The 17,096-nt window shown below is 50.1% G+C and carries 14 protein-coding genes; 7 read left to right on the forward strand and 7 right to left on the reverse strand.

The window, feature by feature from the left end:
* The first annotated feature begins 41 nt into the window (after window positions 1-41).
* Window positions 42-1,370 carry a tRNA lysidine(34) synthetase TilS gene (tilS, locus tag DC20_RS02615; RefSeq protein WP_062542401.1) on the forward strand — a complete coding sequence of 443 codons (1,329 nt, stop codon included), beginning with the start codon at window positions 42-44 and terminating at the stop codon, window positions 1,368-1,370.
* Window positions 1,371-1,597: 227 nt separating this feature from the next.
* Window positions 1,598-2,536, forward strand: a complete 939-nt coding sequence (gene mdh, locus DC20_RS02620) for a malate dehydrogenase (RefSeq protein WP_062542402.1) — start codon at window positions 1,598-1,600, stop codon at window positions 2,534-2,536.
* Window positions 2,537-2,709: 173 nt separating this feature from the next.
* Here mdh and DC20_RS02625 read toward each other — a convergent pair whose 3' ends face one another.
* Window positions 2,710-3,999, reverse strand: coding sequence for a metal-dependent hydrolase family protein (locus tag DC20_RS02625; protein WP_062542403.1), 1,290 nt, complete (start codon window positions 3,997-3,999; stop codon window positions 2,710-2,712).
* Window positions 4,000-4,191: 192 nt separating this feature from the next.
* On the opposite strand from DC20_RS02625, the gene DC20_RS02630 reads away from it, so the two are divergent.
* A complete protein-coding gene (locus tag DC20_RS02630) occupies window positions 4,192-4,623 on the forward strand; it encodes an NfeD family protein (RefSeq protein ID WP_062542404.1) in 432 nt (143 codons plus the stop codon).
* A 55-nt stretch (window positions 4,624-4,678) separates the two neighbouring features.
* Window positions 4,679-5,626: an SPFH domain-containing protein gene (locus DC20_RS02635; protein ID WP_062542405.1), complete on the forward strand. Its 948-nt coding sequence runs from the start codon at window positions 4,679-4,681 to the stop codon at window positions 5,624-5,626.
* 74 nt (window positions 5,627-5,700) lie between these two features.
* On the opposite strand, the gene DC20_RS02640 is transcribed toward DC20_RS02635, so the two are convergent.
* The 3 genes from DC20_RS02640 to mutL form a co-directional block, all read right to left on the reverse strand.
* Complete coding sequence (locus DC20_RS02640; RefSeq protein ID WP_062542406.1) at window positions 5,701-6,618, reverse strand: rhomboid family intramembrane serine protease; 918 nt, start codon at window positions 6,616-6,618, stop codon at window positions 5,701-5,703.
* A 3-nt stretch (window positions 6,619-6,621) separates the two neighbouring features.
* Window positions 6,622-7,401: a rhomboid family intramembrane serine protease gene (locus DC20_RS02645; RefSeq protein WP_062542407.1), complete on the reverse strand. Its 780-nt coding sequence runs from the start codon at window positions 7,399-7,401 to the stop codon at window positions 6,622-6,624.
* A 210-nt stretch (window positions 7,402-7,611) separates the two neighbouring features.
* Window positions 7,612-9,459 (reverse strand): DNA mismatch repair endonuclease MutL, encoded by a 1,848-nt coding sequence (mutL, locus tag DC20_RS02650; RefSeq protein WP_062545761.1) that lies wholly within the window; start codon window positions 9,457-9,459, stop codon window positions 7,612-7,614.
* A gap of 141 nt (window positions 9,460-9,600) precedes the next feature.
* Between mutL and DC20_RS02655 the strand changes: the two genes are divergently transcribed.
* Window positions 9,601-10,935 (forward strand): tyrosine-type recombinase/integrase, encoded by a 1,335-nt coding sequence (locus tag DC20_RS02655; protein ID WP_062542408.1) that lies wholly within the window; start codon window positions 9,601-9,603, stop codon window positions 10,933-10,935.
* Between the two features lie 62 nt (window positions 10,936-10,997).
* Window positions 10,998-13,145, forward strand: coding sequence for a hypothetical protein (locus DC20_RS02660; RefSeq protein ID WP_157593022.1), 2,148 nt, complete (start codon window positions 10,998-11,000; stop codon window positions 13,143-13,145).
* 33 nt (window positions 13,146-13,178) lie between these two features.
* On the opposite strand, the gene DC20_RS02665 is transcribed toward DC20_RS02660, so the two are convergent.
* From DC20_RS02665 to DC20_RS02675, 3 genes are all read right to left on the reverse strand, one after another.
* The gene (locus DC20_RS02665; protein ID WP_062542410.1) at window positions 13,179-14,135 is read right to left on the reverse strand and encodes a hypothetical protein; all 957 of its coding nucleotides are present in this window, start codon (window positions 14,133-14,135) and stop codon (window positions 13,179-13,181) included.
* 98 nt (window positions 14,136-14,233) lie between these two features.
* Window positions 14,234-14,578, reverse strand: a complete 345-nt coding sequence (locus DC20_RS02670) for a hypothetical protein (RefSeq protein WP_062542411.1) — start codon at window positions 14,576-14,578, stop codon at window positions 14,234-14,236.
* A 57-nt stretch (window positions 14,579-14,635) separates the two neighbouring features.
* Window positions 14,636-15,247, reverse strand: a complete 612-nt coding sequence (locus DC20_RS02675) for a hypothetical protein (protein WP_062542412.1) — start codon at window positions 15,245-15,247, stop codon at window positions 14,636-14,638.
* A 307-nt stretch (window positions 15,248-15,554) separates the two neighbouring features.
* On the opposite strand from DC20_RS02675, the gene DC20_RS02680 reads away from it, so the two are divergent.
* Window positions 15,555-17,087: a sigma 54-interacting transcriptional regulator gene (locus DC20_RS02680; RefSeq protein WP_062542413.1), complete on the forward strand. Its 1,533-nt coding sequence runs from the start codon at window positions 15,555-15,557 to the stop codon at window positions 17,085-17,087.
* The last annotated feature ends 9 nt before the right edge of the window (window positions 17,088-17,096 follow it).

Raw genomic sequence — 17,096 nt, forward strand, 5'->3', positions numbered from 1 at the left:
GTAAGTGAAACAAAATTACTAAAAATACCCTTCCTTCCCCGATGCTCCAGAAAGTTTTACAGTATATCACCACCCACCAACTGGCTTCTACTGAAACCAAAATCCTTGCCGCGATCAGCGGAGGGCTTGACTCAGTGGTACTGGCGGATCTTTTACACCGCCTAAAACTACCCTTTGCCGTGCTGCACTGCAACTTCGGGCTGCGTGGCCAGGAGTCAGACGCCGACGAACTGTTTGTGCGCAAACTGGCCAAACAATATGACGCGCCTTTCTACAGCGAGCAGTTCCAGACCGAGGCTTTTGCCAAACAGGAAGGAATCTCCACCCAGATGGCCGCCCGCACCCTGCGCTACCAATGGTTTGAGCAGATGCGCCAGCAACTGGGCTATGACGTGATCGCCACTGCCCACCACCAGTCTGACGCCTTGGAAACCGTGCTCCTGAACTTGGTGCGCGGCACTGGTTTAGCCGGACTTCACGGAATCCTACCTAAAAACGGGAACCTCATCCGTCCGCTGCTGGGCCTCACCAAAGACGACCTGTATGAGTGGCTGGTAACCAAACGTTTAGCTTGGCGGGAAGATTCCAGCAATGAGAGCACCAAATACAACCGCAACCTGGTGCGCCATGAAGTCATTCCAGTGCTGAAGAAACTCAACCCCAACCTAGAAGAAACCTTCACCTCCACTTTGGAGCGCCTGCAAGGCGCCGAAGCCGTGTTTCTGGCCGCTTTTCAGGAAATCAAAGCCAAAACACAACGCGAGGAAAACGGCGCTATTTATCTTTCTATTGCGCCCCTGCAAAACAGCCCTGCCCCCGTGGTTCTGCTGCATGAGCTGCTAAAACCGTTCCATTTCTCCTACAGCCAGGCACAGGAAATCGCCACCGCCTGGGAAGCTCAATCAGGGAAGACGTTCTCCTCACCTACCCACGTGCTGGTAAAAGACCGCGAAAACCTGGTGATCACCCCCAAGCCGCTGGAAAAATTCGGCAGCATCACCGTCCCGGAAGAAATTACGGAAATCCAGTTTGGGCCTTTTTTGGCCAAAATCGCCCGAAAACCCGCCGAAGGTTATAAAGTCCCCCGCTCCAAAGACGTAGCTGCCTTAGATGCTGAACTGCTAAAGTTCCCGCTGAAATTACGCCCCTGGAAAGAAGGCGATTGGTTTATCCCGCTGGGCATGAACGGCAAGAAGAAAGTGAGCGACCTGCTGATTGACAAGAAAGTCCCGGCCAACATTAAACCCGATGTCTGGGTATTAGTCTCTGACGCATCACTGACGTGGGTCATAGGCCAGCAACCGGACAATCGATTCAAAATCACGGAGAACACCCAGGAAGTACTGGAAATCATGGTTACCAGAAGTTGATTGATGATTGTTAGTAGCTATTGAGCCTACAGCTAAAAGGCACAGGCTTAGGAGTGACTTTAGCAGAGGCCTTTTTACCGAGATTTCAGGAAAACTGGCTTAGATCAACAATGAAAAATCAGCAATCAACTAGTAACCATCAGACAGATATTCTTGAAATAATTTTCCGGTGACGCCCTTTTTCCTAATTTCACCACGTAGTATATCATCTAACCAAACCTAAACAAATGAAAGTAACCGTAGTTGGAGCCGGAAACGTAGGGGCCACCTGTGCCGACGTGCTGGCATACCGCGAGATTGCCAATGAAGTAGTGTTAGTGGATATCAAAGAAGGCTTCGCCGAAGGCAAGGCATTGGATATCTGGCAGAAATCGCCAATTAACCTGTATGACACCCGCACTGTGGGTGTTACCAATGATTATACCCGTACCGCCAACTCAGACGTGGTGGTGATTACTTCCGGTTTGCCCCGCAAGCCCGGCATGACCCGCGATGACCTGATCAGCACCAACGCCGGTATCGTTCGTTCTGTTACCGAGAACGTGATCAAGCATTCGCCGGAGGCCATCATCATTGTGGTTTCTAACCCACTGGATGTGATGACGTACGCCGCTCATGTCACCTCTAAACTGCCCCGCACTAAAGTAATGGGTATGGCTGGTATCCTGGACACTGCCCGCTACCGTGCTTTCTTAGCCGAAGAACTGAACGTATCCCCTAAAGACATCCAAGCAGTATTGATGGGCGGTCACGGTGATACCATGGTTCCGCTTCCACGCTACACGACCGTAGGTGGTATTCCGGTAACTGAACTGATTGATTCTGCCAAGTTGGACGCTATTGTTGACCGCACCAAAAACGGTGGCGGCGAACTGGTGAAACTTATGGGCACTTCTGCCTGGTATGCTCCTGGTTCAGCGGCTGCGCAGATGGTGGAAGCTATTGTACGTGACCAGAAACGCGTGTTCCCGGTTTGTATCAAACTGGAAGGCGAGTACGGCATCAACGGCACGTACTTAGGAGTACCTGTGGTATTAGGTAAAAACGGTATTGAAAAAGTAATTGAGCTGCAATTAAACGAGGACGAAATGGCCTTGTTGAAGGCCTCTGAGAAAGCCGTGCGCGAAGTAATGGACGTGTTAGACAATATGCCTGCCAACGCATAAGCTTTTGCTATAAAAAACTATAAACAGGAAAGCCCGGCCAATTGGTCGGGCTTTCCTGTTTATAGCTTAACTGTCTTCTTGAAAAGATCTTGTGGACGACCCTAATACGCGTTGCAACTATCGCTATTACAGTCCACCCACAAGGTCTTTTCAAAATGACAAGGAAGAAGGAGTTACTGCTTATACACCACTCCATCTTTCATTACGAAGTTCACTTGCTGCAGCACTTTGATATCCTGCAACGGGTTACCGCTTACGGCCACAAAATCAGCGAACTTGCCTTTCTCCACGGTTCCTAGCTTATCAGACATTCCCAATAGCTCAGCTGCGCTCACGGTAGCGGCTTTGATGGCTTCCATGGCAGGCATGCCGGCCTCCACCATGTACTCAAACTCCTTGGCGTTCTTGCCGTGCATGAATACGCCGGCATCGGTACCGAAGGCAATCTTAACGCCTTTTTTGTACGCTTTCCCAAAAGTGCCCTGTAACTGCGGCCCAATTGCTAAAGCTTTTGGCGTAACCAATGGAGGGTAGTACCCTTTGATCTTAGCAGAATCAGCTACTGATTTTCCGGCAGTAATGGTAGGCACAAACCAGGTGCCGTTTTTCTTCATCAGGTTCATGGTTTCCTCATCCATCAGAGTTCCGTGCTCCACTGAGGTAACCCCCGCTCTTACGGCGCGTTTCATGCCCTCAGCGCCATGGGCGTGCACGGCTACTTTCAAACCCAGATCACGGGCAGTCTCTACAATGGCCCTGATTTCTTCTTCAGAGAACTGCGGGGCAGAACCGTCTTTGGCTACGCTCAGCACGCCCCCCGTAGAGGCAATTTTGATCAGATCGGCTCCGTTCTTGTATTGGTACCGCACTGCTTTCCGGCATTCATCAGGTCCGTTGGCTACCCCCTGCGCAGGACCCGGGTCTCCCTGTAAATCGGCCCGGTAGCCGTTGGTGGGGTCCATGTGTCCGCCAGTGGCCGAAATAGCTTTGCCCACCACAAACATGCGGGGCCCTTTCACCATTCCTTGGTTAATGGCATTCCTGAGTTGCACATTCACCCCGCTTCCACCCAGATCTCGGACGGTGGTGAAACCTGCCATCAGGGTCTTCTCAGCATAACTAATAGACCGGAAGGCAATGGTGGCTTGGTTTAAAGAGAGGGCCTCGGCATACGCAGTAGGGCTGGTCTCGCTTTCAAAGTGCACGTGCATGTCCATAAAGCCGGGCATCACGGTTCTATTTTTCAGGTCAATGATTTTGGCCCCGGCAGCCGGAGAAGTGTAGCCTTTCTCTACGCCTACAATTTGGTTCCCTTCAATGATGACGGTCATCTCAGATTGAGGCTTGTCTTTAATACCGTCAATCAGTTGCCCGCAGTGCAGGTAAGTTCTTTGCGCCATCGTTTCCACCCCAGAAAAGGCCATTAGCGCCAGGGTAGCAATTGAGTAAAAATATTTCTTCATAAAAAGTAATTCACAGGTGGTTTAACAGACTAATGTAATAAAAAACTTGATATGCACCCGTATTTGCCCGGTGCTTGAACACCGCTCCTTTTAAGGTCGATTTCCTGAAAACAACCCTTGAACCCGTTCAATGCAAATACACTTGCATATCCCGTGAATTTTGTTACCTTGAATAAATAACTCTGTGAACCTATGGACTTTGAATTATGGTGGTTGTGGCTGATTGCGGGCATCCTGCTACTGGTAGCAGAGATGATTACGGGTACCTTTTACCTGTTGTGGCTGGGCATTGCGGTGTTTGTGGCGGCAGTCCTGGCATACCTGTTCCCCGAGACCTATTGGCTTCCACCTGCCGCCGCAAGTGCTTCTGCCCTGCTGTTGATCCTCTTCACCAAGCCGCTCACCGTCCGCCTGCGCCAAGCCAAAGGATACCATGACCCTTCGCACCAACTCACCAACAAGCACGGCGAGGTACTGGAACCTATCTCCCCTACCCGCTTGGGTACAGTGCGGGTGGGTACAGAAATCTGGTCGGCCAGTTCACCCGAAGAGCTTTCACCGGGACAGCGCATCATTGTGATAAGCCAAAGTAGCACCGTGTTAAAGGTAGTACCTATTAAATAGATAAACCTCGTGCTACCCGCATCAACTAAATACTTTAAACTACTTAATCAACCCTATGACAACCTCCCTCATTATTCTTGCCTCAGTCATTGTACTGTTGGCGCTTTCCGTTAGAATTATACAGCAGCAACGCGTTGCCGTGGTAGAGCGACTGGGTAAATTCCAGCGGATCATGCACCCAGGCCTTAACCTGTTTATCCCCATTGTGGACCGCGTGCGCGTGTACCATGACCTGCGCATCCAGCAGACCAACGTACCGCCCCAGTCGGTGATTACCCGTGACAACGTGCAGGTACTCATTGATACCATTGTGTTCTATCAGGTGGTAGGTCCTGAGCAAGCTACTTACGGCATCTTTGACTACGTGCTGGGCGTACGAAACATCACCACGGCCACCATGCGCCAGATCATCGGTAATTTGGAATTAGACGAAACACTATCAGGTCGTGAGCGGATCTCCGCTGAGATTAGAACCGCCCTGGACGAGGCTACGGAGAAGTGGGGCGTGCGTATAGAGCGCGTGGAAGTCATTGACATCAAACCTCCGTTGGATATTCAGGAGGCGATGGACAAGCAGATGAAAGCCGAACGGAACCGCCGGGCCACCATTCTGGAGGCTGAAGCTGCCAAACAAGACATGATCTTGCGCGCCGAGGGTGACAAAACAAGTAAAATCCTAAGGGCCGAAGGGGAACGCGCGTCCGCAGAACTGCAGGCATTAGGCCAGGCCCGCGCCATTGCAGATGTGGCTGAAGCCGAGAAAACCAGAATTAAACTGTTATTGGAAGCTGGCCTGGATGACCGGGTACTCACCTATAAATCCTTTGAGGCCCTTGAAAAAATCGCTATGGGCCCAGCTAACAAGGTGTTCTTACCTACTGCAGCCGTTGAAACCTTGGGCAACATAGGTGCCATTAGCGACATGCTGAAGAGCAACAGGGATAAAGGTGATTCTGGGCTTCTTTCCAGAAAACCTGCCCAAAACGGAGACAAAGTAGCGTAAGATAGAGTAGCCTAAAAAGAGAACGCCTCGCAGAGTATGTCTGCGAGGCGTTCTCTTTTTAGATATAAAGGAGATTACTTCTGGCTGGCTTTAAACAGCTTCTGCTTTTCTTCTTTGGTCAAGCTTTCATAGCCGGATACTGAAATCTTATCCAGAATTTGGTCTATTTCTAACTGTGAAGGATTGCCGGGAGTACCCACGTTAGACGAAACCGATGAGGCTGTCGACGCGGTGTACGGTCGGTTAGGGTTCTTATATGCCACTTTCAACGGGGAACGGGACTTGAACAATCCTCTAAAAAAGCCCAGTACTGCTTGCACCGGCCTTCCTAAATCAGAGCCGCTTTGCAACTGCCGCACATAAAAGAACCCCAGAAGTGCTCCTCCTAAGTGAGCAATATTCCCACCGGCATTCCCGCCCGTGGCGCCAGAGATAGACAACAGCACCATCACCAAGGCAATGTACTTTATCCGGACAGGCCCAATCAAAATCAGGTTGAAGGTATAGTTGGGCAATAGCGTAGCGGCAGCCACCATGATCGCGATGACACTACCCGAGGCTCCCATCATGTAAGAACCTTCAGAGCGGATTTGCAGGTACGGAATGGTGTTGTAGCTCAGAAGGTAGATAAGCCCACCAGCCAGGCCACCCAGAATGTAAAGGTTTACCAGGCGCTTGTCTCCCAGATACTCCCTGATCAGCATCCCAAACCAGTACAGGTTGAGCATGTTGAACAAAATATGGAAGAACTCCAGGTGCGTGAAAAAATACGTCAGCAGGGTCCAGAAACGGTACGGGAAGAGCTGCAGGTTGGAAGGCACGCTCAGGAAAGTCATCAGGTAGGAAAAGAATCCACCTGAACCACTCAGGGTTAACACGGTGCGCAGGATGATCAATGTCGCAAACACCACCACATTTATGAAAATGAGCTGATGCAGGGCATTGTTCCCCTTGCTGAACGCCGATTTGATATCGTCAAAAATACTGGTCATAGTTTAGTAAAAATTATCGCGTTTCCGTTCCCAGAGCTTCAGTAGGATATACGCAAAAAGCATCCCACCTAAGTGGGCAAAATGCGCCACATTGTCTCCGGGCATGCGGTTTAATCCAGAATACACTTCAAACGCCCCATACATCAGCACAAAATATTTGGCCTTGATGGGAATTGGAAAAAACAACAGCATGAGCTCTGTGTTAGGGAACAACATGCCAAAGGCCATCAAAATCCCGAACACCGCTCCTGATGCTCCCAACATAGGGCTGTTCACCATCACATCAGACAAACGTTCCGAGAAGGCTTTGGCCTGAGTGACGAGTTGCGGATCAGTAGGGTTCCGGTTGAACTCCACTAAAAAGGACTCCATCCCTCGCAGGTTTACTCCTGCCGTCTCTAACAGGTTCTTGAAGTCAATAGGGTCTGGGTTCTGCATGAAAAGGGCTACCCCATCAATCACCTGGGAGATCTCATAAAACCGTACTGCAGAGTAAAGCAAACTGGCACCTAGGCCGGTAATCAGGTAAAAGGTAAGGAAACGCATTTCTCCCCAATACCGCTCCAACAAGGGGCCGAAGATAAACAAACTGAACATGTTCCCGAACAAGTGCATGATGTTGCCGTGCATGAACATGTGGGTGACAAACTGATGCGGCCGGAAGAGGTCTGAGCGAATATCGTGCAAGGCAAACAACTCTTGGGGGAATAGCCTATCTGTAAAAAAGTACATGAGTACATTCAAGATAAGCAGGTTACGCACCATGGGCGTGATGGGTGGCATAGCGTCGCGTTAAGTAGATATATGGTGTAAAGGAACGAAAAAAAGGGGCATTAGGATAAGCCCCTTCCTCTCCTCCTAGCATAACAGGTTACGAAAGTAATGGTTCTGTTTCAAACAGTACGGAGGAATCCTCGCTATTGGTACCCAACCTCTCCTAAAATATCTACCCAACTCCTGTATTACGCCCAGAAAACCAAAAACAGTCAAAAACTAACTTCTCAGAAACAGGTCCTGCAACTGCTCGGTCTGCAGAATGACCAACGTTTTCTGGCCACTTGGCGTGTAGTTAGGTACCTGGCACCCAAACAACCGGTCTACCAACGCATTCATTTCCTGATCACTCAACCTGCCAGTTAAACGTGACGCAACCCGCTTGGCCATAGAACGGGCCAGGTTCTCCTGGCGGTCTACTTTCATAGTCGAGAGGTTATTCTTGTACTGCTCCAGCAAGCCTTCTATCAATTCCTTTTCATCGCGCAACGGAATCTCGGCCGGAATGCCGTTCACCACAAGGGTATTGTTCCCGAAGTCATTGAACACGAACCCTAGAGCCGTAAATTCTTCAGACAACTCCATCACCAAAGAAAAGTCGGCGGGCGAAAGTTGCAAGGTCTGAGGAAAGAGCAGTTGTTGTGAGGCGCCGGTGCGTTTGCCCAAAGCCTGACTGTATTTCTCGTACAGAATACGCTCTTGGGCGGCTTGTTGGTCCACCACCATCAAACCAGATTTCACCTGTACCATCAAATACTTCTGGTGCACCTGCAAGGTCTTGGAACCGCTGGTCATGCTGGTTTTAGCAGGAGCAAACGTATCTTCCTCCTCGGGGAACAGGTTGCTGTGGTCCTCAGTGTTGGCCCGAGATACCTCTCGGGTTGGCGCTACCTCTGGGTAACTCCCTCCTCTCCCGCCGCTTGAGGCGCGGGAAGGAAACGTGTTTGATTCATTCATCTTAGAAGAGGCTCTTGGTGCTAACGCCGGTGCGGTTTCAAAATCCATGGAAGCCGGAAACTTCATGGGCTGTAACGGCATATAGTTCACATCGGCCCCGAAGTCCAGGGACGGGGCGATGTTGTGCAGCCCTAGGCTCTGTTTCACGGCCGCGCGCACAATGGCATAGACGGTTTTCTCGTCTTCAAACTTAATCTCCGTTTTGGTGGGATGCACATTGATGTCAATCGTTTCCGGAGCAATTTCCAGAAACAAGACGTAAAACGGAAAGCTGTCTTTAGGCAGCAAGCCCTCAAAAGCAGTGAGCACCGCGTGGTTCAGGTACTGGCTTTTGATGTAGCGGTTGTTCACGAAGAAGAACTGCTCGCCGCGGCTTTTTTTAGCAAACTCCGGCTTTCCAATGTAGCCGCGTACCGTCAGAAACGGGGTGGTTTCCTCACATGCCGCCATCTGTTCTTTGTACTCTTTCCCGAAAATGCTCACTATACGCTGGCTCAGTTTACCGGCGGGCAGGTTCATCACTTCCACTTCGTTCTGGTACAAGGCAAACGCAATCTCGGGGTTCGCCAAAGCCACCCGCTGGAATTCATCCAGGATGTGACGCATCTCCACGGGGTTGCTTTTCAGGAAATTTCGGCGGGCGGGTACGTTGAAGAAAAGGTTCTTCACGCTGACCACTGTTCCTTCAGCCATGGCCACCGGCTCCTGCTTGATCACCTCGTTTCCTTCAATGGTGAGGCAGGTACCCAGCTCAGAGCCGCGGGCACGAGTTTTCATCTCCACCTGGGCCACGGCCGCAATGGACGCCATCGCCTCGCCCCGGAATCCCATGGTTTTAATGCGGAAAAGGTCTTCAGTGGATTTTATTTTAGAGGTGGCGTGGCGCTCAAAGCACATGCGGGCGTCAGTTTCGGTCATGCCTACCCCGTCGTCCACTACCTGAATGAGCTGCTTGCCCGCGTCTTTAATGATCAAGGTTACGCTGCTACTGCGTGCGTCTACGCTATTCTCCAACAACTCCTTTACCACAGAGGCCGGGCGCTGCACCACCTCGCCGGCGGCGATCTGGTTGGCCAGGTACTCAGGTAATAAACGGATGATATCTGCCATACTATCTTCCTTCTTCATTATATACCCAAATTTGACAGAAAACGATGTTTTCTAAAGAGTCTGAAATTACTTCACCCTCCCTTTCACCCGCAAGTTATTTTAACTAATTTCACTCCGACAATAACAAGGACTAGGAATGATATGATTAACCTTACCCTGCGGGTCACCGTCACCCTAGACAAAAAACGACGGAAAGGCCCTGAGTACCCCATCATCCTGCGCGTGCGCCTGGGGCGCAGCGAGGAGTTCACCGTCAATACGGGCCGCATAAGCGAAGAGGCGAAGTTCGACAATGGCCGCATCAAAGGCAAATCTTATCAGGCCAATGAGGATAATGCGCATATTGCACGCCTCAAAGCCCGGATTGAGAATACCTGGCATGACATGGTGCAAGCCAATGGTGGATTCCCCGTCCGCCTCCCCGACTTCCGTGTCCGGCTTGAAGAGGAAGCAGGCGTGAGCCGCAAACCCAAGACAAGCAATATCGACCTTATTCAACTTATAGGTCAATATGTACAGGAACGGCATGCTGAATTGAGGCCTGGCACCTTGGACCAGATGCGAACTACCGTGACCATACTGGAGTCTTTCCTTTCCCACCACAAGCACGCAGGCCGCTACTCATCGGAATTACGTAAGTTCGACTTCGATACGTACACCGCTCTCCGAAATTTCCTGGTGAGTGATTATCGGGGAATCAAGAAACGCGCCATGACCAATGCCTCCGTCAACACACGTCTGGCAAATCTAAAAGCAATGATCCGCTACTATTACGACAACGGCACCCCTGAGATCCGATCACAGATCAACTTGGACTTCATGCGCTTCAAACCTTTCAAGAGCGTGCTGAAGCAGCGGCAGGCGCTGAAGGAGGAGGAGGTGAATCAGCTCTGGGCCGAGGATCTCTCCGATGCCCCGCACCTGGAACGGGTACGCGATCTCTACATTTTCTGCTGTTTCACCGGCCTGAGACATGGTGATGCTGTTTCACTTAACAGAACGAATATAACACCTACCGGACCGGACCAGTTTGAGTTGCGATGGTACATGGGCAAGACCATGAAACCCAACTCAGTACCGCTCGTGGGCCCGGCACTTGAGATTATTTCCAAATACCGGGACAGGTACGTAACGCTGCTCCCTCCGCTCAAGAACAATCGTACGAGCGCCAACCTGCCTAAGCTATGGAGACGAATGGTATCCCGGATGCCTTCCCTGGCTGAAGTGGTCGAGGTGATTGACCAGAAAGGCAACATCCGCGAGGTCAAGCGAATGCCACGCTATGAGGCGCTGAACTTTCATACCTCGCGCCATACCTATGCCCGCATGCTGTTGGCCAAGGGTGCCCCTACTGAGCACGTGAAGGAAATGCTTGGCCAAAGCGACATCCGTACAACACAGATCTACGCCAAGACGAATGTGCAGATGGCAATCTCCTCCACGAGGCTTTTGCTTGAAATGGCAAAAAGAAAGTAAAGGGGGCATCATCGTCCCTTTACTTTCATGGTTGTCACCCAGCATTCCAGCCCTACGCACCCTTGTCGTGTTTTCAGCCGGACCAGTGGTTCAACAGCCAATATTATGACAGCTGCGCATTCAAGGCTGAATGTGGGTGCCCTCATGTGCTATTACTTCGTATCGCAGCAAACGAGCAGATCGGGAAGGAGTTCCGCCTGCTGGCCAAGGCCAAGGAGCAGCTGGAGCGTTCCGACGAGCACATGGACTACCGCGCGCTGAACACGGACATGACGCTGGGCGACCTGGAGGCCTGGGTGAAAAGCCAGGGCGAGTACTTCAACTCGCAGATGAACTGGGTGTTCAAGACGATCCAGGACTACATGGAGCGCGTGAAGCACCGCTACATGCGCGAGTACATGCCGGGCAAGAACAAGTTCTTCGACGAGTACCACAAAGCCTGGGAGGCGGACGCGGCGAACGGCGCGGGCGCCGGGCGCTACACGCTCAACGACGCGACGGTCTACTACGAGAACCTGTTCAAGACCTACACCGGCGTGGACCCGCAGGGCAACGAGGTGGCCTTCAACAACTACGAGCTCAAGGATGAGTCCGATCCGAGCCTGCGCGCCTACGAGAGGGCGTTCATCAAGAACGTCAAGGCCGAGGTTGAGAAATCGGTGAAGGCCATCGTGGCCAAGAAGATCAAGGACGGCGAGATCGCCAACTACGCGTCGGCCGACGCCTGGTACGAGGACAACTACCGCGGGCAGGAGGGTTTGCTGCCGATCGTGACCGCCAACATGGGCGAGCGCCTGGCCAAGGGCAGCGTGAAGGGCGGCATCAACGCCTACGTGGAGCAGAACACGAACTTCAACAACCTGTCGCTGGGCACGGAGAAGAACCTGAACCGCCGCAACGCCGCCGGGCTGGCCACGGCCAACATCGGCACGGGCTTCGGTTCCTACGAGCGCATCGGGCGCCTGGGCCTGTCCATGGAGGGCGAGAAGGTCGTGGTGGCCGACCCGGGCCGCAACGCGAGCGGCTCCACGGACGTGCAGACCCTGCTCGACTACTTCGTCTACATGAACATGAAGATGGAGCACGAGGCGGAGTTCACCACGGTGCACGCGGCCGCCAAGACGATCCTCCTGACCCAGGAGGTGCGGGCGGGCAAGGACCGCGAGAACGAGCTCAAGACGCTGGACGCGGTCTTCGACCTGCTCATCTACAACGAGCGGCAGGAGATCCAGGCGGCCGGCAGGCTCAACCTGGCCAAGGTGGCCGACACCCTCAGGAACGTGACGACGGGGGCGACCCTTTCCTTCAACCTCCAGTCGGCGTTCCTGGCCACGTTCGGGGATATGTACTCGATGTACTCGAACGCGCTGGCCAAGCGCTACGGGAAGGCCTTCTTCGGCGCCGGCGACCTCAACAAGGCGCTGGGGCTCATGGCCTCGGACAACAAGAAGTTCAACGATTTGATCGACCTGTTCCTTTTCCAGGACATGGACGAGAGCGCGCTGATCTTCTCCGACAAGTACAAGGAGGGCTACAAGGGCGTGGCCAAGTCGCGCTACTCGCGGATCCAGCAGCACATGGGCGAGCGGATGGTCAGGGGCATGCTCCTGGTCTCGCAGCTCTACCACGACGGGCTGGTCGACAAGTTCAGCTACGACGAGAACGGCCAGCTGTCCTACGACTGGAGCAGGGACGAGCGCGGCGCGATCGGCCAGACGATCCTTGCCAAGGTCCAGAGGCGCGGCACGGAGTTCCTGCCGTACGATGACGTGATGCTGCGCTCGCTGAGCGCCATCGCGGGCAAGATGTACGGCGCCTTCAACGACGCCGAGCGCGGCCGGATGGACACCAACGCCATCGTGCAGTTCTTCGGGCAGTTCCGCAAGTTCATCGTGGCCCGGGGCAACGAGCTGCTGAGCCGCGGCTTCGAGAACGAGAACATCCGCTGGTACGAGATGATCGAGGAGGAAGGCGCGCAGAAAGTGAACGTGCGGCTGTTCTACCAGGAGGGGATCTACCAGTCCGTGGTGCACCTGTTCAAGGAGAGCAGGCGCCTGAGCGGGCAGGATGCGTCGGCGTGGCAGAGCATGCGCCCTGAGCAGCGGGCCAACATCCGCAAGCTGTATGATTATGTGACGGAGGGAGAGCTGCTAGAAGGAATCAAAGCTGACTGGATTGAATCCAGTCAGCTTTTGCTAAGCAGGGCTTAACACTAACTATCCTTTTTCCGGAGTCAGGAAGGTTTAATTTACAAAGGCTAACACAGGAAGATAATCCTGGGTAATACCAGATACTTTCAGCAAAGGAATTATCTGCTCTAACTCTAATAAATCCCGGAGAATGATCAAGTTTATTCCAGGCTCCCCATCCGGATCTTCAAATTCGTATCGGTCGTCCGGAACATGTAAACCGTCTCCAAAGTCCACGACATAATCATTAGCATAAAGCCATGCTAAATAAATAAAGCTTTTAATGTAATCTTCTGCACATTCACTCACCACGTAATATTTGTCCAGGTGTTTTTTACACGCCTCAATAATTGAGTCTGGAATTGCTTCGTACACAAACTCTCTAAATTCGATTTCCTCCTTATCTATCCCCTTTTCACTGATCACCTGATCCACATACTCAATAAATTGTTGATGGGCCAGTGCTTGTGCCAAAGGCTGATTTTCCAAATACAATTGCTCATCCTCTGTAGAAAAAAAAGGAAGATTATTATTCCAGTAAGCTACTATCTGCCCCTCGGACAGTTCAACAAAACTTAAGTTTAGGAGCTTATTCAACAAAAAGTTGTATCCGTCCCCTGTAGTTAGCGTTTCCAAATACCCGTTATCATGGACAAGCACTACCTCCATCATATCACCCATTGCTGGAAAAACATCTTTTTCTTTGATCAGGGAATAAACCAGTTCTATGTATACCCAGTCTTTTGAGTGAATGCCAAACTCAGACCTGTACCGCGGCTTATCATTACTCCCATCATGTTGTTTGTACAACAGGAAGCTTGCCGAAAGAACCGGTTCAATAATAACCTTATTAAGGGTAGCTGAAAAGAACCCATAATATTCATCTTCCCTGAAGCCAAACAAGGAATCAGAATGCTCCCATACCGCGTCATACACGCAGGGCAGAACTTCCTCTGAACCTCTTTTCAACCCAAACTTCTGATTGTTCTCAACTAAGGTGTAACCGTTCATAGCTATAAGGGATTAGGCTGATTTGACTAGAATACAAACTACTTTTTTAGTATATACCAAGTTCATTTATGACAAAAAATAAGAGGACACAGGTATAACTAGGCTTCTTCCTCTTCATCGGTTTCCACCTGAACCATGTACATCGTATTCCAAACTTGCCCATAAGCACCATATTTATCACGTTGCAAGGGAGTGTCTGCAATCATGTTTTTGAAGTTGTCATAGTCGATGGACTCTGCAAGCTTTTGGAAAATAGCGGGGATGCTCTTTGCACCCACAATTACCCTGTACCGGTAGTCTGCAGATGGCCATACCTGGATAGGCTCCACCAGTTCAGCCGCAGTTAAGAGCTGCTCCAAATCTTGTTTTACCCTTGCCCTCACATGAAACCCCTCTTCCTTTACCACAATTGAGAAAAATCCGTATTTTGATGCTATCCACATATTTTTATAGTTTTGTTTTGTTTCAAATTAATTGACCTGCTCTCGCTGGAGTACTTTTCACAAGCATGTGTCTATAGCAAAGTGTCCTCCACCATACACTATGTAATGCCATTTCACCTGCTCGTCCTTCACCATTGGAAATAAAGCCAGGTACTCCTCTTGGGCACTTACTGCTACCTTGGAAAGCTTTTGCCCAAGTATTTCTTTGTACTGCTCCTGTTCAGCTTCCTCCAAAACAGGCAGTATGAGAATTTTCAGGACACCTTCCGACTTCATCAGCTTAGGCAAAACCCGCTTCAATTCGGCTGTGTCATGCACACGGGCAAATTGCAATACATCTACATCATCAAGCGCCTGCCGTACAACTCCAGCCTCTTCATCATGGTATTCCTGCTCGGGCTCTAACGCGTAACCGGTTAAGTCAAAGTTTGAAAAATAATCAGTGGCAGCAATGTCCAACTTTTCACGTAGGCAATGCACCAACAACGTCTGCCCTATCACCTGGTAGTTATTGGCGTACAAGAGGTAATTCAGCCAATTGCTATTCCCTTTCTCATACTTCTGAAGCGCTGTTTTAACAATGCCACTCTCTTGAGCTAGTTCGTTAAAGCTCTTCCACATTTCTAAAAATTTGTTTGCGTCTACTTGCGTTGTAATGCTCTTTTCCATATTCATATAAGTTTAAGTACTTGTCTACTCCAAAAGCATTATCGCTTTGGTCTATTGATTCTAATTTTGATTCTAATCTTAGCCATGTTGAGATAAGGTATATGTGATAAGAGATTTGCAAAGGCCATGCCAGTGGAGAAAAGGCGCTTAAACCACTAATTTGAGACCCTTCATCTATCAATCATATTGCATCCCATATCATTAATTGATATAATTACATTACCCATTACTACTGTAAGCATAGGTTCTCAGAACCCGTCAACCCTTATAATTTTAATCACAAATTTTTATACATTTTCCTTCTTTTATGAGTCAACCTATACTATTCTCCTGGATTGCCTGGAACAATGATTATGAATATAAAACCAACAATGTAGACCCCAAAGGGCCAAACAATACCATACATCAGCACTTCTACCCGAAGCAAAAGTACCAGAAGCATTACCTGCTTACCTCAGCTGCTTCAAGAGAGGCAGATGGTGGCAGAAGTGAGAAATTAGCTAAGTACCTGAACCACCAGTATGCAGATGAGAAGCATAAGGTTGAACTCCTATACCTGGACATTGAAAACGTGATTGACCCTGAGGAGATCATCTCGAAAGTACAGCCCTTGTTGTTTGAACAGAGAGCGCATGAAGTGCATGCTTTCATCTCCACGGGCACGCCCATGATGCAGGTGGCATGGGTGTCATTGTACATGGCGAAGGCAATACCCCACCTAAGACTGATCCAAGGAGTAGAAGCTTCTAAAACAAAAAGTAAATTCCCTGAATTTAATTTCAGGGAATTTACCCAATCACAGGGAGTACGGGCTCTATTTGTAAAGTCAACAGAATCTATCCATTTCCCGGAGTCTGACGAAGGCTTTTTTGAAGCAGAGATCCTTAAACCAATCTACAAGAAAGCAGCCATGGCGGCCGCTGTGCCTAAGCGGGAGATCTCTGTTCTTATACAAGGAGAAAGCGGCACCGGGAAAGAACACCTGGCCCAGTTCATGCACCAGGCATCTGCCAGAAAAAACAAAAAATTCATAGCGGTCAACTGCGCCTCCATGGGAGACCACTTACTGGAATCCAGGTTATTTGGGTATGTCAAAGGAGCCTTCACAGATGCCCGGGAAGACTGCAAGGGCTACTTTGAAGACTGTGACGGTGGCACCCTCTTTTTGGATGAGATTGGAGATACCAGTCCCCAATTCCAACAAAGTCTGCTACGAGTGTTACAAGAGGGGGTAATTACGAGGGTTGGCAGCACTACACCAATCAAGGTAGATGTGAAAACCATTGCGGCTACGCATAAACACTTAAAAAGCCTTTGTGAGGAGAGCAAATTCAGATGGGATCTCTACTATAGATTAACCACCGTAGAATTAAAATTACCTCCACTTAGGCACTATGCTAAGAACGACCGTGAAGGAATTTTAAACCACCTGATCAGCAGCCGTGCCGATTTTTTCGAGAAGAAACCTTTAGAACTTTCCAAGGAGGTAAAGACCGCTTTTATGAAATACTCCTTCCCCGGCAACATTCGGGAACTGCAGCACATGATAGACAGGTGCTACATATTCTGCGAGGATGAAGCTGCTTTACAGGAAATTCCAGAGGAAATTACCCGCAACCCCCAAGAGTTCTCCTGGAAGATGGATGATATAAAAAAGACACATGTAACCAAAGCCTTAACTTTTTTTGACTACAATCTGTCTCGGACCGCCGATGAACTAGATATTTCCTATAATACTTTGGTTAAACATATAAAAACCATGAAGATAGATACTTCTAAAAGCAAAAATCCACTTGTGAAAGTGGGTAAACGTAAAATAGAAGAAGCTAAATTGGGATAACCATAATTT

The organism is Rufibacter tibetensis (genome assembly GCF_001310085.1).
Taxonomy (GTDB): domain Bacteria; phylum Bacteroidota; class Bacteroidia; order Cytophagales; family Hymenobacteraceae; genus Nibribacter; species Nibribacter tibetensis.